The following is a 21,691-nucleotide window of genomic DNA, read 5'->3' on the forward strand; positions in this document are numbered from 1 at the left end:
ATGAACGCAACGAATGCCTCCGCCCCGATCATCACTATGCAAGGCGTCAGCAAATGGTATGGCGACTTCCAGGTGCTGGATAACCTGGCGCTGGAAGTGTCGCCCGGAGAGAAGCTGATCCTTTGCGGTCCGTCCGGTTCCGGAAAATCCACCACGATCCGGCTGCTGAACCGGCTGGAGGAACACCAGCAGGGCCGCATCGTGGTCGACGGCATCGAACTGAACGAAGACGTGAAGAACATCGAGCGCATCCGGGCGGAAGTCGGCATGGTGTTCCAGCACTTCAACCTGTTCCCGCACCTGACGGTGCTGGAGAACTGCACGCTGGCGCCGCTGCTGGTCAAGGGCGTGCCGGCCGATGAGGCCCGGTCGCGTGCGATGGACTACCTGGAACGGGTGCGGATTCCGCAGCACGCGGACAAGTATCCCGGCCAGCTATCGGGCGGACAAAAACAGCGCGTGGCGATCGCGCGCGCCTTGTGCATGCAGCCCAAGATCATGCTGTTCGATGAGCCGACCTCTGCCCTGGATCCTGAAATGGTCAAGGAAGTGCTGGATACCATGGTCGCCCTGGCCCGCGATGGCATGACCATGGTGTGCGTCACGCATGAGATGGGCTTTGCGCGGGAGGTCGGCGACCGCGTCGTCTTCATGGACCAGGGGGCGATCGTCGAGGCCGACACGCCGGAGAATTTCTTCAATGCGCCGCGTTCGGAGCGGGCGCAGGCGTTCCTGGGGCAGATCCTGGGCTGATCGGGTAGGGCGGTTATGCTAATTCCGGCTGGCGGAACGCTGCGGGCCGGATTCGGGAATGGTTCCATCTCCGCAACCTGAAATGGCTCTACCGCGTTTTTGATACGCTACCTATCATGCATATCAGGCGGGCGCGCATGCGCCCGCATCGCCATTGAAAACGACTAGGGAAAATCATGAACGGCGCTGACAGTCTTTGCGATACCTTGCTGGCCAACGATGTGGACGTGTGTTTTGCCAACCCCGGCACATCGGAAATGCACTTTGTCGCGGCGTTGGATCGCAAGCCCAAGATGCGTTGCGTGCTGGGCCTGTTCGAAGGCGTGGTGACGGGCGCGGCCGACGGCTACGCACGCATGGCCGACAAGCCTGCCGCCACGCTGCTGCACCTGGGCCCCGGCCTGGGCAATGGTCTGGCCAACCTGCACAACGCCAAGCGCGCCCGCACCCCCATGGTCAACATCGTGGGTGACCACGCGACCTATCACGTGCAATACGACGCGCCGCTGACCAGCGACGTGGAGGGCGTGGCGCGCCCGATGTCGCACTGGGTCAAGCGCACGATGACCGCCGCCGCGGTGTCCTCGGACGCCGCCGAAGCCATCGCCGTGGCGCGCCATGCGCCCGGCAATATCGCGACCCTGATCCTTCCGGCCGACGCGGCCTGGACGGACCTGCCTGACAATGCACCCGCGCCGGTGCTGGTCAAGGACGCAGCCCTTGCCCAGACGTCCGCCGACGCCGTGCGCGCCGCTGCCGCGGCGATCCGCTCGGGCGAGGTGACCGTGCTGATGCTGGGCGGCGCGGCGCTGCGCGAGCGCGCGCTGAACGCCGCCGGCCGCATTGCGCGCGCCACGGGGGTGCGCCTGATGTCGGAAACGTCCAACCGCCGCATCGAACGCGGCGGCGACCGCACGCCGGTCGACCGCCTGCCCTATCCGATCGACATGGCGGTTGCCAAGCTGAAAGACGTGAAGCACCTGGTGCTGGCGGGCGCCAAGGCGCCCGTGGGATTTTTCGCGTATCCCGGCAAGCCCAGCCTGTTGGCGCCGCCGGACAGCAATCAGGTCGTGCTGGCGAGCGCCGAGCAGGATCTGGCGCACGCGCTGGAATGGTTGGCGGACGAATTGGGCATCGCAGCGGACGCGCCGCGCCTGGCCACGCCGGCCGCCGCTTACGAGGTGCCGGCATCGGGCAAGCTGACCGGCGCCGCCGTGAACATCCTGATCGCGCACACCTTGCCCGAGCAAGCCATCGTGTGCGACGAGTCCATCACGCAAGGCCGCGAATTCCCGATCTACAGCGCCAGCAGCGCGCCGCACGATTGGCTGATGCTGACGGGCGGGGCCATCGGCATCGGCCTGCCGATGGCGACCGGCGCCGCCGTGGCGTGCCCGGACCGCAAGGTCATCACGCTGCAAGCCGATGGCAGCGGCATGTATACCCTGCAGGCGCTGTGGACGCAGGCGCGTGAAAATCTGGATTGCCTGACGGTGATCCTGGCCAACCGCTCCTACGCCACGCTGCATGGCGAAATGAAGAACGTGGGTGTTAAGGAACCGGGCCGCAATGCGCGCCGCATGCTGGATCTGGAAGAGCCCTATCTGGATTGGACGCACCTGGCCCGCGGCATGGGCGTGGAGGCGGTCAGCGTCGATACGGTGGAAGGTTTCGCCCGCGCGCTGGCCGACGGCCTGAAGCGCCGCGGCCCGTTCCTGATCGAAGCCATCATCTAAGGGGCGATCCGCGCTGGGGCCCTGCCGTGCCGACGGGCCCTAGACGCCCAGATAGCGCGTCAGTTGCTCCGGTTGCCGGGCCAGCGACGCGCTGTCGCCGTCCTGCACGATCAGGCCCTTTTCCATCACCAGGCAGCGGTCGGTGTGTTCCAGCACCGCCCGGTAATTGCGGTCCACGATCAAGGCCGACATACCGGTGGCGCGGATCTGGCGGATGATCTTCCAGATCTCCGCCACGATCAGCGGGGCCAGCCCTTCGGTGGCCTCGTCCAGGATCAGCAGGTCGGGGTTGGTCATCAGCGCCCGGCCGATGGCCAGCATCTGCTGCTCGCCGCCCGATAACTGCTGCCCGCCGTGCCCCAGCCGTTCGCGCAGCCGCGGAAACGTGTCCAGCACGCGCGCATAGGTCCAGTCCTGTCCGCCGCGCACGCCGGGGCGCGCAGCGACTTGCAGATTTTCGCGCACATTCAGGTTGGGAAAGATGCCGCGCCCCTCGGGCACGTAGGCCACGCCCAGCCGTGCGATGGCGTGGGGCTGGGCATGCGTGCAGTCGCGCCCGCCCACCCGTACCTGGCCCTGCGCGCTTTTTACCTGGCCCATCAGGCTGCGGATCAACGTGGTCTTGCCCATGCCGTTGCGGCCCACCAGCCCGACGGATTCGCCCGGTGCGATGTGCATGTCCACGCCGCGCAGCACGTGGCTGGCGCCGTAGTACACGTGCAGGCCGCCGGCTTCGATCAGTGCGTGCATGGCGGGGTTTCCTTCGCGTCGTCCTGCGTGTCTTCGCCCAGGTACGCCGTGCGCACTTCCGCGTTGGCGCGGATCTGGGTGGGGGTGCCGCTGGCGATGGCGGTGCCGTTGACCATCACGGTGATGGTCTCGGCGATGCGGAATACGGCGTCCATGTCGTGTTCCACCAGCAGGATCGCGTGGCCCGTCTTCAAGGTATGAAGCAGGTCCAGGATCCGGTCCGTCTCTTCGGGGCCCATGCCGGCCAGGGGCTCGTCCAGCAGCAGCACCTGCGGTTCGCCGGCCAGGCACATGGCGATCTCCAGTTGGCGCTTGCGGCCGTGCGGCAACAGGCCCGCGGCGCGGGCGGCGTCATCGGCCAGCCCCGTGCGTTCCAGCGCATGCTGCGCCAGGTCCGCGCTGCGCCGGCAATCCGAGGCCGGGCGCCACCAGTGCCAGAAGCGCTGGCGGCCCGCTTGCGCGGCCAGCCGGCAGTTTTCGAACACGGTCAGTTCAGGAAACAGCGTAGACCGCTGATAGCTGCGCCCCAGCCCGGCACGCGCCCGCTCGGGCTGCCGCCAGGCCGTGACGTCGCGCCCGCCCAGCATGACCTGGCCGCTTGTGGGCGCGAGCTCCCCCGACAGGATGTTGATCAGCGTGGACTTGCCCGCGCCGTTGGTGCCGATCACGGCATGCACCTGGCCGCGCGCCAGGCCCAGCGAGACGCCGTTGACGGCGGTCAGGCCGCCGAAGCGGCGCGTGACGGCCGAGGCCGCAAGCAGAAGGTCAGACATGGGGTTCCCCCTGGATCGGAAGGCGGACAGGCGCGCGGGCGGATGTGGCTGCCGCGGCAGCAGCGCGTGCGTTTGCCGCACGGGCCTCGCGGCGTTGCCGCCATTGCGCGGGCAATCCGGCGATGCCGTTGGGCAGCAGCGCCACGAGCGCGATGATGGCTAGCCCCAAGGGCAGGTGCCAATGGCGGGCATAGTCGCCGAACAGCGCTTGCGACTGGAACAGCTCCTGCATCAGCACCAGCGCCACCGTGCCGATCACGGCGCCGCCCAGGCTGGCCATGCCGCCCAGGATCACCATCAGCAGCACCAGCCCGGATTGTTCCCATGCCAGCAGTTCGGGCGTGACGAACCCGTCTTTCAATGCGAACAGGAAGCCGGCCAGGCTGGCCAGGGTCGCGCCCACCACATAGGCGGTCAGCTTGTACGGATAGGTCGAATAGCCGGCGGCCCGCATGCGCTGTTCATTGATGCGGATGCCGGCCAGTGCCGCGCCGAAGGGTGAACGCCGCAGCAAGGCCAGAAAGCCCCACGTCAGCGCCAGGCAGGCCAGCACGAAGTAGTAGAACGTCGTGCTGTTGCCCAGGTCGAAGGGCATCCAGCCGGCAATCGACAGCTCGGGCCTGAAGTACAGGTAGATGCCGTCGCTGCCGCCGCCTACCTTGGTGTCGTGGAAGACGTAATAGGCCATCTGCGCGAACGCCAGCGTGACCATGATGAAGTACACGCCGCGCGTGCGCAGCGCCAAGGCGCCTGTCACGGCGGCGTAGGCGGCCGCCGCCAGCAGGGCCGCGGGCAGCAGCCACCACAGGCTGGCGGCTTCCGATTCGGGCGACAGCAGCGCTGCCGCATAGGCGCCGATACCGAAGAACGCCGCATGCCCCAGGCTGACCAGCCCCGCGCCGCCGACCAGCAGTTGCAGGCTTAGCGCGAAGATGGCGTAGATCATGACCTTGATGGCCAGGCCGGTGTAGTAGTCGCTGCCGCTCCAGGCAAAGGCGGCCAACGCCAGTAGCGTTGCGACGGGTAGGAGTTTCGTCATGTCGCTAGCCCTGTTTGAACAGCCCTTCGGGCTTGCAAAGAAGAATGAACGCCATCAGCAGGTAGACGAGCACCCCCGCCGCGGAAGGGAACAACACCTGGCCGAAGGTCTCGACGAATCCCACTAGCATCGCCGCCAGGAACGCGCCGCGGATCGATCCAATGCCGCCGATCACCACCACCACGAAGCAGATGATCAGCACGCCGTTGCCCATGCCGGGATACACCGACGACACGGGCGCGGCGATGGTGCCGGCCAGCGCCGCCAGCGCCACGCCCGCCGCGAACACCAACCGGTATAGCTTGTTCACGTCGATGCCCAGCGATCCGGTCATTTCGCGGTTGCTGGCGCCGGCCCGCAGCATCATGCCCAGGCGCGTGCGCGAGATCACCCAGTACAGCAGCAGCGCCACCGCGATGCCCACTGCCGAGATGAACAGCCGGTAGACCGGATACGTCATCACGCCACCCAGCGAGATGCTGCCTTGCAGCCAGGCGGGCAACGGCACGCCGTGCACGTCGTTGCCGACCAGGATGCTGCGCAGTTCCTCGAACACCAGGATCAGGCCGTAGGTCATCAACACCTGCTGCAGGTGGTTGCGGTGGTACAGGTAGCTGAAGAACGCCGCCTCCAGGAAGTAGCCCAGCACCGCGGCCAGCGCCACGCACACGGCAAGCGTGGTGATGAAGCCGCCGCCCAGCCAGCGGTCGATCACCGGCCCCAGCGCAAACGCCATATAGGCGCCGATCATGTAGAAACTGCCGTGGGCAAGATTGATGATGCCCATGATGCCGAAGATCAGCGTGAGTCCGCTGGCCACCAGGAACAGCAGCAAGCCGTACTGGAAAGCGTTCAGGCTTTGAATAAACAGGATGCTGATGTCCATGGGGCCTCCCGTGGCGGACGTGGCGTCAGAGCTTGCAGCCGCGGGCCGGATCGGCCAGCTTCTGCGCGGCGACTTCCACGACCTTGTTCTCCAGGCCGTCCACACGGCGCAGATAGATGTCCTGCACCGGGTTGCCGGCGGCCGACAAGGTGAAGGGGCCGCGCGGGCTATCGACCGTTGCGCCGCGCATCGCGGTGCGGAAGTCGGCCTTCTTGGCGAAGTCGCCCTTGACGGCGGACAGTCCCGACTGCATCAGCTGCGCCGCGTCATAGCCCTGCACGGCGTACACGTCCGGCTGCGCGTTGTAGTTCTTGGCGTAGTCGGCGCGGAAGGCGTTGTCGCGCGGCGTGTTCAGGCCGTCGGCATAGTGCAGCGTGGTCAACAGGCCTTGCGCCGACGCGCCTTGCGCCTGCAAGGTGCCGTCGGTCAGGAAACCCGACCCGTACAGCGGGATCGTCTTGTCCAGCCCCGCGCCGTGATAGTCCTGCACGAATTTCACGGCGCCACCACCGGCGAAGAACGTGAACACCATATCGGGCTTGGTCGCGGCGATCTCGGTCAGGAGCGACTGGAACTCCACGTTGGGAAACGGCAGGCTCAGCTCTTTGACGACCTTGCCGCCGGCCTTCTCGAAGCCTTCCTTGAAGCCGCCGATTGCCTCGTCGCCTGCGGCGTACTTCCAGGTGATGGTGACGGCCGTCTTGTGGCCCTTGGCAACGGCGACGGGACCCATCGCGTACGCCGGCTGCCAGTTGGTGAAGGACGTGCGGAAGATGCCGGGGCCGCACAGCGGGCCGGTGATGGCGTTGGCGCCGGCGTTCGTCACGATCAAGGTGGTGTCGCTGTCCTTGGCGGCTTTGGCCAGCGCCATCGCCACGCCCGAGTGCACGGTGCCGATCAGCACGTCGACCTGGTCGCGCTTGATCAGGCGGTTGGCGTTTTCGGCGGCCTTGGCGGGATTGGACTCGTCGTCCACCTTGAAGTATTCGATCTCGCGCCCGCCCAGCTTGCCGCCTTGCTCGGCGACATACAGCTTGAAGCCGTTCTCGATGGCGGTGCCGAGTGCGGCATAGGTGCCGCTATAAGGCAGCATGAAACCGACTTTGATCTTGTCGGTGGCCTGCGCGCCGCTGGCGGCGAACGTCAGGGCCGCGGCGATCGCAGCCCGGGTCAGGGCGTGGTTCATGGTTTGTCTCCGTGCTTGTTATGGGCTGGCGTCACCGCCAGCCGGGTTTGTCCAACGCGCCGACGAAATCGGCAACGGCCTGGATAACAATGGCGGGCTGGTCCTTGTGCGGCGAATGGCGGCAGTCGGGAATCTCCAGCAATACGGTCTGCGGCGCATGGCGGCGAATGCCGCGTATTTGGGCCAGCGAGCCGTACTCGTCGTCCACGCCCTGGATCGCCAGCACGGGGCAGGCGATGCGGGGCAGATGATCTTCGATGTTCCAACGGCGGAAATCGGGGTTCAGCCAGATGTCGTTCCAGCCCCAGAACGCCGAATCCACGTCCGCGTGGTAGCGGGCCAGGCGGCTGCGCAGGTCCGTGTCCAGATACGCCTGGCGCGCCAGCGCGATGTTCGCGACGGTGACGTCTTCGACGAACGTATGCGGCGCGGCAACGACGATGCCGGCGACGGCCTCCGGATGCATCGCGGCATACAGCAACGCGATCGATCCGCCGTCGCTGTGTCCGAACAGCACCGGCTTGTCGCGCCGGGCGTCCACGCCCAGCGCGGTGAACAGCGCGGGCAGTACGTCGCGCGCCTCGCGGTGCATGAAATCCACCGGCCATTTTTCCTGCGGAGGGCGCGGCGTGGATTGCCCGTAGCCATAGCGCGATACCACCAGGCCGCGGCATCCGGCGGCTTCGCACACCTGCAACGGCCAGTCCTTCCACATGGCGACCGACCCCAGGCCTTCATGCAGGAAGACGAGCAGCGGCGCCGTCGCGCGTTCAGGTGCGATCCACAGGCACTCCAGGCGCAGCGTGCGGGCAGTGGCCTGAATGTCGGCGAAGACGGGACGGGCCGTCAGGGTGCCAGTGGCCGCCGCGCCGTTCATAGCGTGGCCTCTTCAAGCTGGCGCAGGCGGAATCGCTGGATCTTGCCGGTGGCGGTCTTGGGCAGTTCTTCGGTGAAGTTGATCTGCCGCGGGTACTTGAAGGGGGCCAGGTGCTGCTTCACATAGCTTTGCAGGGCGGCGCCGGTGTTCGCGTCCGGTTCGAAACCCGGCCGCAGCACGACATAGGCTTTGGTCTTGACCAGCCCGTCGTGGTCCGGCACGCCGATCACGGCGGCTTCCAGCACGGCTTCGTGCTGCACCAGGATGTTCTCCACTTCCACGGGCGACACATACTGGCCGCTGACCTTGATCATGTCGTCGCTGCGTCCCGCATACGTGTAGTAGCCGTCAGGGTCGCAGGTGTACTTGTCGCCGCTTTTCAGCCAGTCGCCCAGGAAGCACTGGCGCGTTTTGTCGCGGTTGTTCCAGTACATCAGCGCGGCGCTGGGGCCTTTGATGTAGAGGTCGCCGATGGCGCCCGGCTCGACTGGCGCGCCGTTCTCGTCACGCAGCTGCACTTCGTAGCCGGGCACGGGCTTGCCGGTCGTGCCATAGCGCAACTGTCCGCTCTGGTTCGAAATGAAGATGTGCAGCATCTCGGTCGACCCGATGCCGTCCAGGATTTCACAGCCGAAATGCCGGGTGAAGCGTTCGCCGATGTCGCGCGGTAGCGCTTCGCCGGCGGAGGTGCAGACCCGCATCGCCACCTGTTCGCGCGGCGGCAGGTCGGGCGAGGCCAGCATGCTGGCATACAGCGTGGGTACGCCGTAGAACACGGTGGGGCGATGCCGCGTCAGACGCTGGAACACGGCTTGCGGGGTAGGGCGTTCGCCCATCAGCACCACGGTGGCGCCGACGGATAGCGGGAAGGTCAGGCCGTTGCCCAGGCCATAGGCGAAGAATAGCTTTGCCGCCGAGAACACGACGTCGTCTTCGCGGATGCCCAGCACGGGCTTGGCATAGAGTTCAGCCGTGTGCCACAGGTTGCCGTGGGTGTGGACCACGCCTTTGGGCTTGCCGGTGGAGCCCGACGAATACAGCCAGAAGGCGATCTCGTCGGACAGCGTGCGCACGGCGGGTGCAATCGGCGCGGCGGCCAGCAGGGCCTCAAATTCACGGGCCTCGCCGGGCAGGGGGGCCGTGGGCAGAGACACCACGAGGTGTTCGACGTCGGCCGGCGACTGGGCCAGCGCGGCCTGCAGCGTGGGCAGCAGCGCGCCCGACACGAACACGGCGCGCACGCGGCTATGGGCAAGGATGTAGGCGTAGTCATCCGCCGTCAGCAGGGTATTGACCGCCACCGGCACCACGCCGGCGTGCAATGCGCCCAGGAACACCACGGGCCAGTCGGCCGTGTCCTGCATCAGCAGCAGGATGCGCTCTTCGCGGCGCAGCCCCAGTTGGCGCAAGGCGCCCGCCATGCGGGCCACCCGCTCCGCCAGTTCGCCATAGCTCAGCTGGCGCGTGTCGTCGATGTAGGCGGGCTTGGCCGCGCGCGGCGCGTTCAGCGCGGCCAGGTAACTGGCGAAATTCAGTTCGGCGGGGCAGGTATTCACGGTTGTCTCCTGATGTCCTGGTGGTGGGGCGGGCCATGGCTGTGTTTTTTTGTGGCCTGGCCGTGGGCGCGGGCCTAGCTGGCGGGCCGCGTGAATTCGATGGCGCCGCCGGGCAGCAGATACAGCACCAGGGCGCGTCCTTGCGTGACGGTCGGGCTGTGGGCGCTGCCGGGGCCGTAGACCAGCCAGCCTGCGCCGTGGCCGTCGAAGCGGGCGTCGTCGGTCAGGGGCATGATCAGATCGATCTCGCCGTTGGGATGGGCGTGGTGGGGGCCGGCCAAGTCGTCCATGTCGACGACGTCCACCGAACAGCCCGCCAGATCGTCGGCGGGCTTGATGACACGGCCATAGCGGATGCCGCCGCCTTCCCGGTTGCACATCCAGCCCTCGGCCACGCCCTGCCTACAGGCGGCGAAGATATCCTGGTAAAGGGCGCTGTGCGGGCCGGCCTTCTGGTTCAGCCGCGCTTGCAGCCCCTCGTCCAGCGCTTGGCCCGACACCAGGCGCGTCGCCTCGCGCATCAGGGCATGGAATTGATCTGGCGTGCTCACCGGGACTCCTCCTTTACACTGTCGGCGCCTGAGATGCGGCATGAAATCAAGTGCTGCTTTTTTGCACACCCTGGCGGCTTGGAACTGCTTGGAGGAAAAATAGTGCTTCCACTGGATTGGGTCAAGCACTATAGTGCATAAAACAGGGCGTATCAGGGTATTTGCGGAGTCAGCCAAAACATGAATCAAGCGCTAGACGCGGCGCCATCCGAACCCAGGCGGGAAGCTTTCCTGGTGGCATTGGGCGAGCGGGTGCGCCGCTTGCGAGCCATACGCGGCATGACGCGCAAGGGCTTGTCCCAGGTGACCGGCGTGTCCGAAAGGCATCTGGCCAATCTTGAGCACGGGGTGGGCAACGCCTCGATCCTGGTGCTGCTGCAGATTGCCCGCGCGTTCAATTGCGCGCTGGCTGAACTGGTCGGCGACGTCACCACGGAATCGCCGGATTGGCTGCTGATCCGCGAGTTGCTCAGCGGCCGCACGGAATCCGACCTGCAGCGGGCCCGCGAGGCCTTGACCCAGCTGTTTGGCGTGGGGGCGGGCGCGCAGCGCCCCAACCGCACCCAGCGGGTGGCGCTGATCGGGCTGCGGGGGGCAGGCAAGTCCACGCTGGGCCAGATGCTGGCCGACGACCTGGGTTATCCGTTTGTCGAGCTGAACCGCGAAATCGAACGGGTGGCCGGCTGCAGCATCCTTGAAATCCATAATCTGTACGGCCCCAACGCCTACCGCCGCTATGAGCGCCGCGCGCTGGAAGAGGCCGTGCAGATCTATCCGGAAATGGTGCTGGCCACGCCGGGCGGGCTGGTGTCCGAGCCGGCCACGCTGAATCTGCTGCTGGCGCATTGCTACACGGTCTGGCTGCGCGCCACCCCCGAAGAGCACATGGGCCGGGTGATGGCGCAAGGCGACTTCCGCCCCATGTCGGGCAATAACGAGGCAATGGCTGACTTGAAGCGCATCCTGGCCGGCCGCGAAGCGTTCTACGCCAAGGCCGACCTGACCTGGGTCACCAGCAACCTGGAAGTGCAGGAGAGCTTTGCCGGCCTGCGCACCCAGGTGCGCAAAGCCTGCGGCCTGCCGCTATAGCGAACCCGGTATCGCGCAGAGCCGTCTGCAGCCATTCAAAAGGCCGCCTTACCGGGCGGCCTTTTTGCGTCTGGCCGCCGACCCGCTCCTGAGACGCAATCTGCACTTTTATGCATATCTTGCTTGACGCGGTTTTTTTCCCGCACTAATCTGCATAATAATTCATGTGATGCAGTATTTTTCCTGTCCAGGTAGGGCGTACGAGGAGACACACTATGAGCAGCACCATCAACCGGGTCGATTTTCGGACGCAGCCCGAGCACTACCGCCACTGGCGCCTGACGTTCGACGGCCCGGTCGCCACGCTGGCCATGGATGTGGCGGAAGACGGCGGCCTGCGCCCCGGCTACAAGCTGAAGCTGAACTCCTACGACCTGGGCGTGGACATCGAATTGCATGACGCCCTTCAGCGCATCCGCTTCGAACATCCGGAAGTGCGCAGCGTGGTCGTGACCAGCATGAAGGACCGCATTTTCTGTTCCGGCGCCAATATCTTCATGCTGGGACTGTCTTCGCATGCCTGGAAGGTCAACTTCTGCAAGTTCACCAACGAAACGCGTAATGGCATCGAAGATTCCAGCCGCCACAGCGGCCTGAAGTTCATCGCCGCGCTGAACGGCGCCTGCGCCGGCGGGGGCTACGAACTGGCCCTGGCCTGCGACGAGATCCTGCTGATCGATGACCGTTCGTCCTCCGTGGCGCTGCCCGAAGTACCGCTGCTGGGCGTGCTGCCCGGCACGGGCGGCCTGACCCGCGTGACCGACAAACGCCGCGTGCGCCACGATCACGCCGACATCTTCTGCACGCTGGTCGAAGGCGTGCGCGGCCAGCGCGCCAAGGACTGGCGCCTGGTCGACGACGTGGTCAAGCCTGCGCGCTTCGAGGCGGCCGTGCGCGAACGCGCGCTGGCGCTGGCCGAAAGCAGCGACCGGCAGCCGGGCGAACAGGGCATCGCGCTGACGCCGGTGCAGCGCACCGAAAGCGCGGACGGCCTGGCTTACCGCTACGTGGATATCCAGTTGGACCGCGAGAAACGCCAAGCCACCTGGACTGTGCGCGCCCCGCAAGGCCCGGTCGAATCCGAACTGGCGGACATCGTCGCAGCCGGGGCGGCCTGGTGGCCCTTGCAGATGGCGCGCGAACTGGACGACGCCATCCTGTCCATGCGCACCAACGAGCTGGACATCGGCACCTGGATCCTGAAGACCGAAGGCGACGCCGACGCTGTGCTGGCCGCCGATGCCGCGCTGCAACGCCACGCCGGCCATTGGTTCGTGCGCGAAACCGCAGGGATGCTGCGCCGCACGCTGGCGCGCCTGGACGTGACGTCGCGCAGCCTGTTCGCGCTGATCGAGCCGGGCTCCTGCTTTGTGGGCACGCTGCTGGAACTGGCGCTGGCCGCGGACCGCAGCTACATGCTGGACAACGAGGACGCGTCGGCGCCCGCGCAGATCGTGGTGGGCGAACGCAACTTCGGCGCCTATCCGCTGGTGAACGGCCAAAGCCGCCTGCAGCGCCGCTTCTATGAAGAAACCGCGCCACTGGAAGCCGTGCGCGCCCGCGCCGGGCAGCGCCTGTCGGCCACTGATGCCCTGGACCTGGGCCTGGTGACCTTCGCGCCCGACAGCATCGATTGGGATGACGAGGTGCGGATGATGCTGGAAGAACGCCGCGCGCTGTCGCCCGACGCCTTGACCGGGCTGGAGGCGAACCTGCGGTTCGGTGGCAAGGAAACGATGGAGACGCGCATCTTCGGCCGGCTGACTGCCTGGCAGAACTGGATTTTCAACCGTCCCAATGCGGCCGGCGACAAAGGCGCGCTGAAGCTTTACGGCAAGGGCGAACAGGCCGCATTCGACTGGAACCGGGTCTGAACAAGAAAAGGAGCGAGACATGTCTGGAATCAATTACACCGATAAGATCCCCAATAACGTCAACCTGTCCGGCGACCGCACCTTGCAACGCGCGCTGGAGCATTGGCAGCCCAACTACCTGCAATGGTGGCAGGACATGGGGCCCGACGGCTCGCACGGTTTCGACGTCTACCTGCGCACCGCGGTCAGCGTGGAACCCGACGGCTGGGCCAATTTCAACCACGTCCGCATGCCCGACTACCGCTGGGGAATCTTCCTGGCGCCGCAGGACGGCCAGCGCAAGATCCACTTCGGCGAAAACATGGGGCGTGACGTCTGGCAGGACGTGCCCGGCGAACACCGCGCCAACCTGCGCCGCATCATCGTCACGCAAGGCGACACCGAGCCCGCCTCCATCGAGCAGCAGCGCCATCTTGGCCTGACCGCGCCGTCGCAGTACGACCTGCGCAACCTGTTCCAGATCAACGTCGAAGAAGGCCGCCACCTGTGGGCGATGGTCTACTTGCTGCACCGCTACTTCGGCCGCGACGGGCGTGAAGAGGCCGACGCGTTGCTGCAGCGCAGTTCGGGCGACTCCGACAACCCGCGCATCCTGGGCGCGTTCAACGAGAAGACGCCGGACTGGCTGGCCTTCTATATGTTCACGTACTTCACCGACCGCGACGGCAAGTTCCAACTGTGCGCGTTGGCCGAGTCCAGCTTCGACCCGCTGGCCCGTACCACCAAGTTCATGCTGACCGAAGAAGCGCATCATATGTTCGTGGGCGAATCGGGCATTTCCCGCGTGATCCAGCGCACCTGCGAAGTGATGAACCAGCTGAAGACCGATGACCCCGAAAGCGTGCGCGCCGCCGGCGTGATCGACCTGCCGACCATCCAGCGCTACCTGAACTTCCACTACAGCGTCACCATCGACCTGTTCGGCGCGGACCAGTCCTCCAACGCCGCGATCTTCTACGGTTCCGGGCTGAAGGGCCGCTACGAGGAGTCCAAGCGCACCGACGATCATCAACTGAAGAACGACACCTACCGCGTGCTGACCGTGAACAACGGCAAGTTGAACGAGGTCGAAGTGCCGATGCTGAATGCCTTGAACGAAGTGCTGCGCGACGACTTCATCCGCGATTCGGTGGCCGGCATCGGGCGCTGGAACAAGGTCATCGAGAAAAGCGGCATTCCTTTTCGCCTGCATGTGCCGCACAAGGCGTTCAACCGCCAGATCGGCACGTTGGCCGGCATCCGCATGTCTCCCGAAGGCGAGATCCTGTCGGAATCCCAATGGCAGGCCAACAGCCACAAATGGCTGCCCACGCCGGAAGACCGCGCGTTTGTCGCGTCGCTGATGGGCCGCGTCACCGAACCCGGCAAGTTCGCCAACTGGATCGCGCCGCCCGTCATGGGCATCAACCGCCAGCCGGTGAATTTCGACTACGTCCGTTTCAACTAAGGCGACAGGGCGGCGCGTCCGCGCGCCGTCCGCCAGCGCATTGGGAAGACTGCGATGAACGCTCCCCTGCCCGTACAAGTGCTCAAGCAGCATCTGATCGACCCCGAGATCTGCATCCGCTGCAACACCTGCGAAGAAACCTGTCCGGTCGACGCGATCACGCACGATTCGAACAACTACGTGGTGGATCCCGATATCTGCAACGGCTGCATGGCTTGCGTGCCGCCGTGCCCCACGGGGTCGATCGACAACTGGCGGCTGGTGCTGCGCGCCGACGCGTATTCAGTGCAGGACCAGTTGGGTTGGGAAGAACTGCCCGGGGAAAAGGCCTTGCCGGAAGCGGTGGATGTCGGCGCGGGCGAGGAACCTCTGGCAGCTCTCGCCGAGACGCCGGTGCCTGCCGCGCCCGCCTCATTTTCGTCGGCGGGTGCGTCGGTTCCGCCGTGGTCTGCCGCGCATCCCTACGTCAATCTCTACACGCACAAGGCGCCGATGACTGCCACGGTGGTGGGCAACTACCGCGTGACCGGCGCCGACACCGAAAGCGATATCCATCACATCGTGCTGGACTTCGGCGATTTGCCCTTTCCGGTGCTGGAGGGGCAGTCCATCGGCATCCTGCCGCCGGGCGCGGACGCCCAGGGCCGACCGCACCACGCGCGGCAGTATTCGCTGGCCAGTCCGCGCGACGGCGAACGCGCCGGCTACAACAACCTGTCGCTGACCGTGAAGCGCGTGACCGAAGACCACGGCGGCGCCGCCGCGCATGGCGTGTGTTCGAACTATCTGTGCGATCTGGCCAAGAACGACACGGTTCAGGTGATCGGTCCGTTCGGCCATACCTTCCTGATGCCGAACCACCCCCGCGCCAATCTCATCATGATCTGCACGGGCACCGGCTCGGCGCCGATGCGCGCCATGACCGAACGCTACCGCCGGCGCATCGACACCGGGGAAAACGGCCGCCTCATGCTGTTCTTTGGCGCCCGCACCGAACGCGAACTGCCGTACTTCGGCCCGCTGATGAAGCTGCCCCGCGACTTCATCGACATCAACCTGGCCCTCTCGCGCGAGGCCGGGCAACCCAAGCGCTACGTGCAGGACCTGATCCGGGAACGGGCTGCCCAGGTGCAGGACTTGCTGAGCGACCGCAACACCTGCATCTACGTGTGCGGCTTGAAGGGCATGGAAGTCGGCGTGCTGGACGCGTTGCGCGAAGTGACGATGCAAGCGGGGCAGGATTGGTCTATCCTGCATGAGGTGCTGCGCCGCGAAGGGCGCCTGCATTTCGAGACGTACTGAATCCAGAAACTTGAGCGTGACTCACGTGAAAAACGGCGCGCCACGGCGCGCCGTTCGCGTTGGTCAGGGGGAAAATCAAAGATGAAGTTCGCCGAATTCAAAGACGGCATGTTGATCAAGGCGGGTCCGGTCACCATTACCGAGGCCGAGATCCTGGAGTTTGCACGCAAGTTCGATCCCCAGTGGTTCCACACGGACCCGCAACGGGCCGCGGAAGGGCGTTGGGGTGGCCTGATCGCCAGCGGCTGGCATACCTGCGCGCTGGCCATGCGCATGGCGGTGGACGCCGCGCTGCATGACTCCGAGTCCTTCGGTTCCCCCGGCCTGGGCGAAGTGCGCTGGCGCACGCCGGTGCGCCCGGGCGACACCCTGCGCCTGGAAGCGCGGGTGCAGGGCGCCCGCACCTCATCCTCGCGCCCGGACCTGGGCATCATCACGTGGGCCTGGACGGTGATCAACCAGCACGATGAAGGCGTGCTGGAACTGGACGCGACGAGCCTCTTCGATCTGTCGGGCGAGAACTAGGCACGGCCGCCTTCTCCGCCCCTGATTTACCCGGCTTGCCGCCTTAGGGGTCCCCGTGGCGGCCCGCTCGCACGGTCAGCGGTTGGCCCCCCGTTTCAGGATGCTTGCCGCCTCGGGGCCGACCGCCGTTTTCCAGGCCTGCACCGAATCGGCCGCAGCGCTGCGCAGCGCGCGGCGCACCGCGGACGGCACGGCCGTATTGATCGCGACGCCGTTCTTGCGCATGTTGGCGTAGTTTTGCTGCAGGCGGCCGTCGATCCGCTTCCATTGCTCGGTTTCCGTCTGCGCCGCAGCCTGGTCGATGGCGCGCCGTGAGCGCTCGTCCAGGGCGTGATACGCCTGCAGATTCATCGTCGCGACTGAAATCGGCATTGCGTAGTTGATCTCGGCGAAGTGGGGCAGATGTTCCCAAAGCTTCCGCCCGGCGCCCCCGTCGCCCGACGACAGCACGGCGTTCACCTCGCCCGCGACGATACGCGGCATGGCGTCGGCAAATGAAATGTTCTCCGCGCGGGCCCCGGCCTTCTGCATCACTTCCTGCGACGTGGCGTCATAGGTGCGGATGCTCAGGCTTTTAAGCGCGGCCAGGCCGTCGATCTTCTGTTTGGACCAGATACCGGAAGCGGGCCACGGCGTGGTGTAGAGCAACTTCTGGCCGTGGGCGGCCAGCAGCTTTTCATAGGCGGGGCGCGCAGCCTTGTTCAGGTTGCGCGCCTTGGCCAGCGAGTCCGCCAGGAACGGCAGCGACGATACGCCGAACAGCGGATACTTCGTGGCCAGCGCGCCGGCGAAGGCGTCGCCGGCGTCCACCTTGCGGGCCTCGACGGCATCGATCATGTCGCCCGACTTGATGCCCTTGGACGCGTCGTACGTGGCATCGATCACCACATTGCCCGCCGTCTTCGCGCGGACCAGGTCCGCAAACGTGGAAACGCCTTGCCCGGGCATGGACGTCGCCGGGTACTCGGTCGTCATGGTCAGGGTGGTGACGGCGTAGGCGCCATGGGCGCTGAGCAGCAGGGCGATACCCGCCAGCAGGCGGAAGGGGGGGCGGAAGAGGGGGCGGACGGGCATTCGCGACTCCTGGTCGGGGCAAGTGCCACAAAGCGTACGGCGTGTGCAAGCCGCGGCCAATACGGGCTAACGGCAATGCGCAACGACCCGGCCCCGCGGACCCGGTCCCGACGTTCGGAAACGAAAAAGCCGCCCCTAAGGGCGGCTTTGCGTGGCACAAGGCCGGTCAAGCGATCAATAGAACGCCTGGATGCCGGTTTGCGCGCGGCCCAGGATCAGGGCGTGCACGTCGTGGGTGCCTTCGTAGGTGTTGACCACTTCCAGGTTCACCAGGTGGCGGGCCACGCCGAACTCGTCGGAGATGCCGTTGCCGCCCAGCATGTCGCGGGCCAGGCGGGCGATGTCCAATGCCTTGCCGCAAGAGTTGCGCTTCATGATCGAGGTGATCTCGACGGCGGCGGTGCCTTCGTCCTTCATGCGGCCCAGGCGCAGGCAGCCTTGCAGCGCCAGCGTGATTTCGGTCTGCATGTCGGCCAGCTTCTTCTGGATCAGCTGGTTGGCGGCCAAGGGGCGGCCGAACTGCTTGCGGTCCAGCGTGTACTGGCGGGCGGTGTGCCAGCAGGCTTCCGCGGCGCCGACAGCGCCCCAGGCGATGCCATAGCGGGCGGAATTCAGGCAGGTGAACGGACCCTTCAGGCCGGACACGCCGGGCATCATCTGGTCTTCGGAGATCTCGACTTCGTCCATGACGATTTCGCCGGTGATCGAGGCGCGCAGGCCGACCTTGCCGTGGATGGCCGGAGCCGACAGGCCCTTCATGCCCTTTTCCAGGATGAAGCCGCGGATCTTGCCGTCGAACTCGCCGCCGACGCACTTGGCCCACACCACGAACACGTCGGCGATGGGGGAGTTGGTGATCCACATCTTGTTGCCCGACACCTTATAGCCGTCGGACGTCTTGACGGCACGGGTTTCCATGCCGCCGGGGTCGGAGCCGTGGTTCGGTTCGGTCAGGCCGAAGCAGCCGATCCATTCGCCGCGAGCCAGCTTGGGCAGGTACTTCTGCTTTTGCGCTTCGTTGCCGAATTCGTTGATCGGCACCATGACCAGCGACGACTGCACGCTCATCATCGAGCGGTAGCCGGAGTCGATGCGTTCGACTTCGCGCGCGATCAGGCCGTAGCTGACGTAGTTCAGGCCAGCGCCGCCGTAGGCTTCAGGAATGGTGGCGCCCAGCAGGCCGAGTTCGCCCATTTCCGAGAAGATTTCCGGATCGGTCTTCTCGTTGCGGAAGGCGTTCAGCACGCGGGGGGCAAGCTTGTCCTGCGAATAGGCATAGGCGGCGTCGCGCACCATGCGTTCTTCTTCGGTCAGTTGCTGGTCCAGCAACAGGGGATCTTGCCATTGAAAAGAAGGATTCGAGGACATGCTGGGTCTCCGCTATGGATTTCCGTATTCGGAATCTAGAAAGTTTAAACCTAAAATAATTCGGGCGGCAAGTTGGGGTTTGCACGGCAGCGCGCCAGAGGCTTGCCGCTGGCGATGCCGCCCGGTCTGGTATCAGTGCTGGGCCTTCAGCGCCGCGTCGCGGATCTTTTCCAAGGTCGTCGACGGGGTGATGGTTTCCGGATCGATGAAGCAGTGCAAAATCGCCGGTTTGCCGCTGGCCAGCGCCCGCTCGAAGGCGGGGCCGAACTCGTCGGTGGTCTCGACCCGTTCGCCATGGCCGCCGAAGGCGCGCGCGTAATCGGCGAAGTCCGGGTTCTTGAGTTCGGTCGCGGAAATGCGGCCGGGGTAGTGCTTTTCCTGGTGCATGCGGATGGTGCCGTACATGCCGTTGTCGACCAGCACCACGATGATGGGGAGGTCGTACTGGACGGCCGTGGCGAATTCCTGGCCATGCATCAGGAAGCAGCCGTCGCCCGCGAAGCAGACGACGGTCTTGTCTGGCCAGACGCGCTTGGCGCCGACGGCGGCCGGCAGGCCGTAGCCCATCGAGCCCGAGGTGGGAGCCAGTTGCGTGCCGAAACGGGTGAAGCGGTGGAAGCGGTGCAGCCAGGTAGCGTAGTTGCCCGCGCCGTTGGTCATGATGGCATCGGCCGGCAGCGTCTTTTCCAGATAGGCCATGACCTGGCCCATTTGCAGCGCGCCTGGGGTGGTGATGGCTTCCGGGTCGCTCCACTTCAGGTACGACTCGCGCATGACCTGGGTGCCTTCGGCCCACACGGGCTTGGCAGGCGCCTTCAGGCCGGCCAGCGATGCCGCGAAGGCGGCCGGCGACGTGTTGATGGCAAGGGTGGCGCGGTACACGCGGCCCAGCTCGGCGGTGTCGGGATGCACGTGCACCAGCTTTTGCTTGGGCACCGGGATGTCCAGCAGCGTGTAGGCCTGGCTGGGGTTTTCCGACATGCGGCCGCCGACCAGCAGGATCAGGTCCGCATCGGCCACGCGCTTGAGCAACGCCGGGTTGATGCCCAGGCCCACGTCGCCGATGAAGCACGGATGGTCGGCCGGGAACAGCATCTGGCGGCGGAACGAGACCGCGGTGGGCAGCGCATGGCGCTGCGCGAAATCGGCGAACTGCTGCACGGCGCGCGCATCCCAGCGCGTGCCGCCCAGGATGGCGACCGGGTTCTTGGCGTCGGCCAGCAGCTTTTCCAGGTCGGCCAGCTGGCCGGCCGTGGGGGCGGATTCGATCAATTCGTAGCGCGGGGCGTCGGCTACCTTGGCGGCTTCGACCAGCATGTCCTCGGGCAGAGCGATCACGACCGGGCCGGGGCGGCCCGAAGTCGCGATGTGGAAGGCGCGCGAGATCAGTTCGGGAATGCGTTCGACCTGGTCGATCTCGGTGACCCACTTGGCCTGCGTGCCGAACACGGCGCGGTAGTCCATTTCCTGGAAGGCTTCGCGTTCGCGCATGCCGCGTTCGATCTGGCCCACGAACAGGATCAGGGGCGTGGAGTCCTGCTTCGCGATGTGCACGCCGGCCAGCGCGTTGGACGCGCCCGGGCCACGGGTGACCATGCAGATGCCGGGCTCGCCGGTCAGCTTGCCGTGGGCATCGGCCATCATGGCCGCGCCGCCTTCCTGACGGCAGACGGTGACCTTGATGTCAGCGTCGTGCAGGCCGTCCAACACCGCCAGGTAGCTCTCGCCGGGCACGCAGAAAACATGTTTGACGCCCTGGGCAACCAGTTGGTCGACCAGAATGTGTCCGCCAAGGCGGGAATCTTGCTGGGGCATGATGGGATGTCGTGGTGAGCCGAGGATAAGACTCCCGAGCATATGTTCCTTGATCGCACAACGCAATTGATAAAATTGCACAATCTATTGATCCCCCGGCACGTAGTGCCTTGTTGCGCCGCCGCAAGCTGCGCGCCCGGTTCAGGCCGGTTTCAGGCAGTTCCCGTCCCATGAGAAACGGCATTCCCAATCTGAGCGCGCTGCAGGCGTTCGAAGCATCGGCCCGGCTGGGCAGCTTTTCCCGTGCGGCCGAGGAACTGTCCCTGACGCACAGCGCGGTCTACCGGCAGGTAGCCAGCCTGGAATCGCGCCTGGGGGTGCAGTTGTTCACCCGGGTGCGGCGGCGCATTGTGCTGACCGACCACGGGGCGGAATACGCGGGTCGGATCCGTCACCATCTGGACCAGATCGAAAAAGACACCTTCGGGCTGGTCAGCCGCACGGGCATGGGGCGCAGCATCCATATCGCGGTGGTGCCCACCCTGGCCACCACCTGGCTGATCCCGCGCCTGGCAGATTTCCAACGGGAACACGGGGACATCACGGTCAGCCTGTCGGTGCGCACCTTGCCTTTCCAATTCAAGGACCAGCCCTTCGACGGCGCGCTCTACCACGGCGACGGCTTGTGGCCGGGCACTCAGGGCGTGCTGCTGTTTCCCGAGCGTGAACTGGTGCCGGTGTGCGCGCCCGAACTGGCGGCCCGCGTGGCGCAGGTATCGGAGGCGGGCGTCAGCGCGCTCGCCGGCATGACCCACCTGCATCTGGCCTCGCGGCCGGACGCCTGGCGGCAGTGGTACGGCGCCAACAACCATCTATATGGACCGCAGGCGGCCGGGGGCCCGCGCTATGAGCTCTTCACCATGGTGATGGCGGCCGTGCAGGCCGGCCTGGGAGTGGGGCTGATGCCGCGCTTCCTGGCACAGCCCGCGCTGGACCAGGGCACCCTCAAGATGCCGGTGCCGCAATCGCTGACGGTCAGCCAGGGCTATTATTTCGGGTACCCGCAACGCAGCGAACGGTCCGACGCGCTCAAACTCTTCGAGAGCTGGTTGAAGTCCGCCGCCGCCGGCGTGGGCGAAAGGTGAACCGC

Annotated in this window: 19 protein-coding genes; 8 read left to right on the forward strand and 11 right to left on the reverse strand. The window is 66.0% G+C overall.

The genetic code is table 11. The features are described 5' to 3' along the window. Positions 1-753: an amino acid ABC transporter ATP-binding protein gene (locus AC27VE_RS06805; protein ID WP_006222810.1), complete on the forward strand. Its 753-nt coding sequence runs from the start codon at positions 1-3 to the stop codon at positions 751-753. Between the two features lie 176 nt (positions 754-929). Continuing rightward, complete coding sequence (locus AC27VE_RS06810; RefSeq protein WP_488703380.1) at positions 930-2,489, forward strand: acetolactate synthase large subunit; 1,560 nt, start codon at positions 930-932, stop codon at positions 2,487-2,489. A 39-nt stretch (positions 2,490-2,528) separates the two neighbouring features. Here AC27VE_RS06810 and AC27VE_RS06815 read toward each other — a convergent pair whose 3' ends face one another. From AC27VE_RS06815 to AC27VE_RS06850, 8 genes are all read right to left on the reverse strand, one after another. After that, entirely contained in the window at positions 2,529-3,239 is a 711-nt protein-coding gene (locus AC27VE_RS06815) for an ABC transporter ATP-binding protein (RefSeq protein ID WP_006222812.1), read from the reverse strand. Continuing rightward, entirely contained in the window at positions 3,227-4,012 is a 786-nt protein-coding gene (locus AC27VE_RS06820) for an ABC transporter ATP-binding protein (RefSeq protein ID WP_427961623.1), read from the reverse strand. The genes AC27VE_RS06815 and AC27VE_RS06820 overlap by 13 nt, the downstream gene beginning before the upstream one ends. Continuing rightward, entirely contained in the window at positions 4,005-5,051 is a 1,047-nt protein-coding gene (locus tag AC27VE_RS06825) for a branched-chain amino acid ABC transporter permease (RefSeq protein ID WP_454677610.1), read from the reverse strand. Before AC27VE_RS06825 ends, AC27VE_RS06820 begins: the two co-directional genes overlap by 8 nt. A 4-nt stretch (positions 5,052-5,055) precedes the next feature. Further along, positions 5,056-5,937 (reverse strand): branched-chain amino acid ABC transporter permease, encoded by an 882-nt coding sequence (locus AC27VE_RS06830; RefSeq protein ID WP_488703381.1) that lies wholly within the window; start codon positions 5,935-5,937, stop codon positions 5,056-5,058. Between the two features lie 25 nt (positions 5,938-5,962). Further along, entirely contained in the window at positions 5,963-7,123 is a 1,161-nt protein-coding gene (locus AC27VE_RS06835) for an ABC transporter substrate-binding protein (protein ID WP_488703382.1), read from the reverse strand. A gap of 31 nt (positions 7,124-7,154) precedes the next feature. Beyond that, positions 7,155-8,000 carry an alpha/beta fold hydrolase gene (locus AC27VE_RS06840; protein ID WP_488703383.1) on the reverse strand — a complete coding sequence of 282 codons (846 nt, stop codon included), beginning with the start codon at positions 7,998-8,000 and terminating at the stop codon, positions 7,155-7,157. Beyond that, entirely contained in the window at positions 7,997-9,556 is a 1,560-nt protein-coding gene (locus AC27VE_RS06845) for a benzoate-CoA ligase family protein (protein WP_488703384.1), read from the reverse strand. Before AC27VE_RS06845 ends, AC27VE_RS06840 begins: the two co-directional genes overlap by 4 nt. 74 nt (positions 9,557-9,630) lie before the next feature. Next, the gene (locus AC27VE_RS06850) at positions 9,631-10,107 is read right to left on the reverse strand and encodes a DUF4863 family protein (protein ID WP_488703385.1); all 477 of its coding nucleotides are present in this window, start codon (positions 10,105-10,107) and stop codon (positions 9,631-9,633) included. A 180-nt stretch (positions 10,108-10,287) separates the two neighbouring features. Here AC27VE_RS06850 and AC27VE_RS06855 point away from each other — a divergent pair, with 180 nt between their 5' ends. The 5 genes from AC27VE_RS06855 (at position 10,288) to AC27VE_RS06875 (ending at position 16,344) form a co-directional block, all read left to right on the forward strand. Then, complete coding sequence (locus tag AC27VE_RS06855) at positions 10,288-11,196, forward strand: helix-turn-helix transcriptional regulator (RefSeq protein ID WP_013395643.1); 909 nt, start codon at positions 10,288-10,290, stop codon at positions 11,194-11,196. Positions 11,197-11,411: 215 nt separating this feature from the next. Then, positions 11,412-13,070 carry a 2,3-epoxybenzoyl-CoA dihydrolase gene (gene boxC / locus AC27VE_RS06860; RefSeq protein WP_488703386.1) on the forward strand — a complete coding sequence of 553 codons (1,659 nt, stop codon included), beginning with the start codon at positions 11,412-11,414 and terminating at the stop codon, positions 13,068-13,070. A 19-nt stretch (positions 13,071-13,089) separates the two neighbouring features. Then, positions 13,090-14,517, forward strand: a complete 1,428-nt coding sequence (gene boxB, locus AC27VE_RS06865) for a benzoyl-CoA 2,3-epoxidase subunit BoxB (protein WP_006222822.1) — start codon at positions 13,090-13,092, stop codon at positions 14,515-14,517. Positions 14,518-14,571: 54 nt separating this feature from the next. After that, positions 14,572-15,819 (forward strand): benzoyl-CoA 2,3-epoxidase subunit BoxA, encoded by a 1,248-nt coding sequence (gene boxA / locus AC27VE_RS06870; protein WP_488703387.1) that lies wholly within the window; start codon positions 14,572-14,574, stop codon positions 15,817-15,819. 81 nt (positions 15,820-15,900) lie between these two features. Further along, the gene (locus tag AC27VE_RS06875) at positions 15,901-16,344 is read left to right on the forward strand and encodes a MaoC family dehydratase (protein ID WP_006222824.1); all 444 of its coding nucleotides are present in this window, start codon (positions 15,901-15,903) and stop codon (positions 16,342-16,344) included. A gap of 75 nt (positions 16,345-16,419) precedes the next feature. Here the strand turns inward: AC27VE_RS06875 and AC27VE_RS06880 are convergent, their stop codons facing one another. The 3 genes from AC27VE_RS06880 to AC27VE_RS06890 all read right to left on the reverse strand — a co-directional run bounded on the left by AC27VE_RS06880 (position 16,420) and on the right by AC27VE_RS06890 (position 20,601). Then, positions 16,420-17,418 (reverse strand): TRAP transporter substrate-binding protein, encoded by a 999-nt coding sequence (locus AC27VE_RS06880; protein ID WP_488703388.1) that lies wholly within the window; start codon positions 17,416-17,418, stop codon positions 16,420-16,422. A 174-nt stretch (positions 17,419-17,592) separates the two neighbouring features. Then, a complete protein-coding gene (locus AC27VE_RS06885) occupies positions 17,593-18,786 on the reverse strand; it encodes an acyl-CoA dehydrogenase (RefSeq protein WP_488703389.1) in 1,194 nt (397 codons plus the stop codon). 132 nt (positions 18,787-18,918) lie between these two features. Next, positions 18,919-20,601 carry a thiamine pyrophosphate-binding protein gene (locus AC27VE_RS06890; RefSeq protein WP_488703390.1) on the reverse strand — a complete coding sequence of 561 codons (1,683 nt, stop codon included), beginning with the start codon at positions 20,599-20,601 and terminating at the stop codon, positions 18,919-18,921. 170 nt (positions 20,602-20,771) lie between these two features. Between AC27VE_RS06890 and AC27VE_RS06895 the strand changes: the two genes are divergently transcribed. Further along, a complete protein-coding gene (locus AC27VE_RS06895) occupies positions 20,772-21,686 on the forward strand; it encodes a LysR substrate-binding domain-containing protein (protein WP_006222829.1) in 915 nt (304 codons plus the stop codon). Positions 21,687-21,691 lie beyond the last annotated feature (5 nt).

The sequence above is a fragment of the Achromobacter sp. 18P8.1.1 genome (assembly GCF_057799415.1).

Excerpts from the sequence above, each read along its gene's own strand:
- AC27VE_RS06820 (WP_427961623.1), bottom strand. The coding sequence starts at position 4,012 with ATGTCTGACCTTCTGCTTGCGGCCTCGGCCGTCACGCGCCGCTTCGGC.
- AC27VE_RS06830 (WP_488703381.1), bottom strand. The coding sequence starts at position 5,937 with ATGGACATCAGCATCCTGTTTATTCAAAGCCTGAACGCTTTCCAGTAC.
- AC27VE_RS06805 (WP_006222810.1), top strand. The coding sequence starts at position 1 with ATGAACGCAACGAATGCCTCCGCCCCGATCATCACTATGCAAGGCGTC.
- AC27VE_RS06835 (WP_488703382.1), bottom strand. The coding sequence starts at position 7,123 with ATGAACCACGCCCTGACCCGGGCTGCGATCGCCGCGGCCCTGACGTTC.
- AC27VE_RS06890 (WP_488703390.1), bottom strand. The coding sequence starts at position 20,601 with ATGCCCCAGCAAGATTCCCGCCTTGGCGGACACATTCTGGTCGACCAA.
- AC27VE_RS06880 (WP_488703388.1), bottom strand. The coding sequence starts at position 17,418 with ATGCCCGTCCGCCCCCTCTTCCGCCCCCCCTTCCGCCTGCTGGCGGGT.
- AC27VE_RS06895 (WP_006222829.1), top strand. The coding sequence starts at position 20,772 with ATGAGAAACGGCATTCCCAATCTGAGCGCGCTGCAGGCGTTCGAAGCA.
- AC27VE_RS06815 (WP_006222812.1), bottom strand. The coding sequence starts at position 3,239 with ATGCACGCACTGATCGAAGCCGGCGGCCTGCACGTGTACTACGGCGCC.
- AC27VE_RS06825 (WP_454677610.1), bottom strand. The coding sequence starts at position 5,051 with ATGACGAAACTCCTACCCGTCGCAACGCTACTGGCGTTGGCCGCCTTT.
- boxA (WP_488703387.1), top strand. The coding sequence starts at position 14,572 with ATGAACGCTCCCCTGCCCGTACAAGTGCTCAAGCAGCATCTGATCGAC.
- AC27VE_RS06855 (WP_013395643.1), top strand. The coding sequence starts at position 10,288 with ATGAATCAAGCGCTAGACGCGGCGCCATCCGAACCCAGGCGGGAAGCT.
- AC27VE_RS06885 (WP_488703389.1), bottom strand. The coding sequence starts at position 18,786 with ATGTCCTCGAATCCTTCTTTTCAATGGCAAGATCCCCTGTTGCTGGAC.
- AC27VE_RS06840 (WP_488703383.1), bottom strand. The coding sequence starts at position 8,000 with ATGAACGGCGCGGCGGCCACTGGCACCCTGACGGCCCGTCCCGTCTTC.
- boxB (WP_006222822.1), top strand. The coding sequence starts at position 13,090 with ATGTCTGGAATCAATTACACCGATAAGATCCCCAATAACGTCAACCTG.
- boxC (WP_488703386.1), top strand. The coding sequence starts at position 11,412 with ATGAGCAGCACCATCAACCGGGTCGATTTTCGGACGCAGCCCGAGCAC.
- AC27VE_RS06810 (WP_488703380.1), top strand. The coding sequence starts at position 930 with ATGAACGGCGCTGACAGTCTTTGCGATACCTTGCTGGCCAACGATGTG.
- AC27VE_RS06875 (WP_006222824.1), top strand. The coding sequence starts at position 15,901 with ATGAAGTTCGCCGAATTCAAAGACGGCATGTTGATCAAGGCGGGTCCG.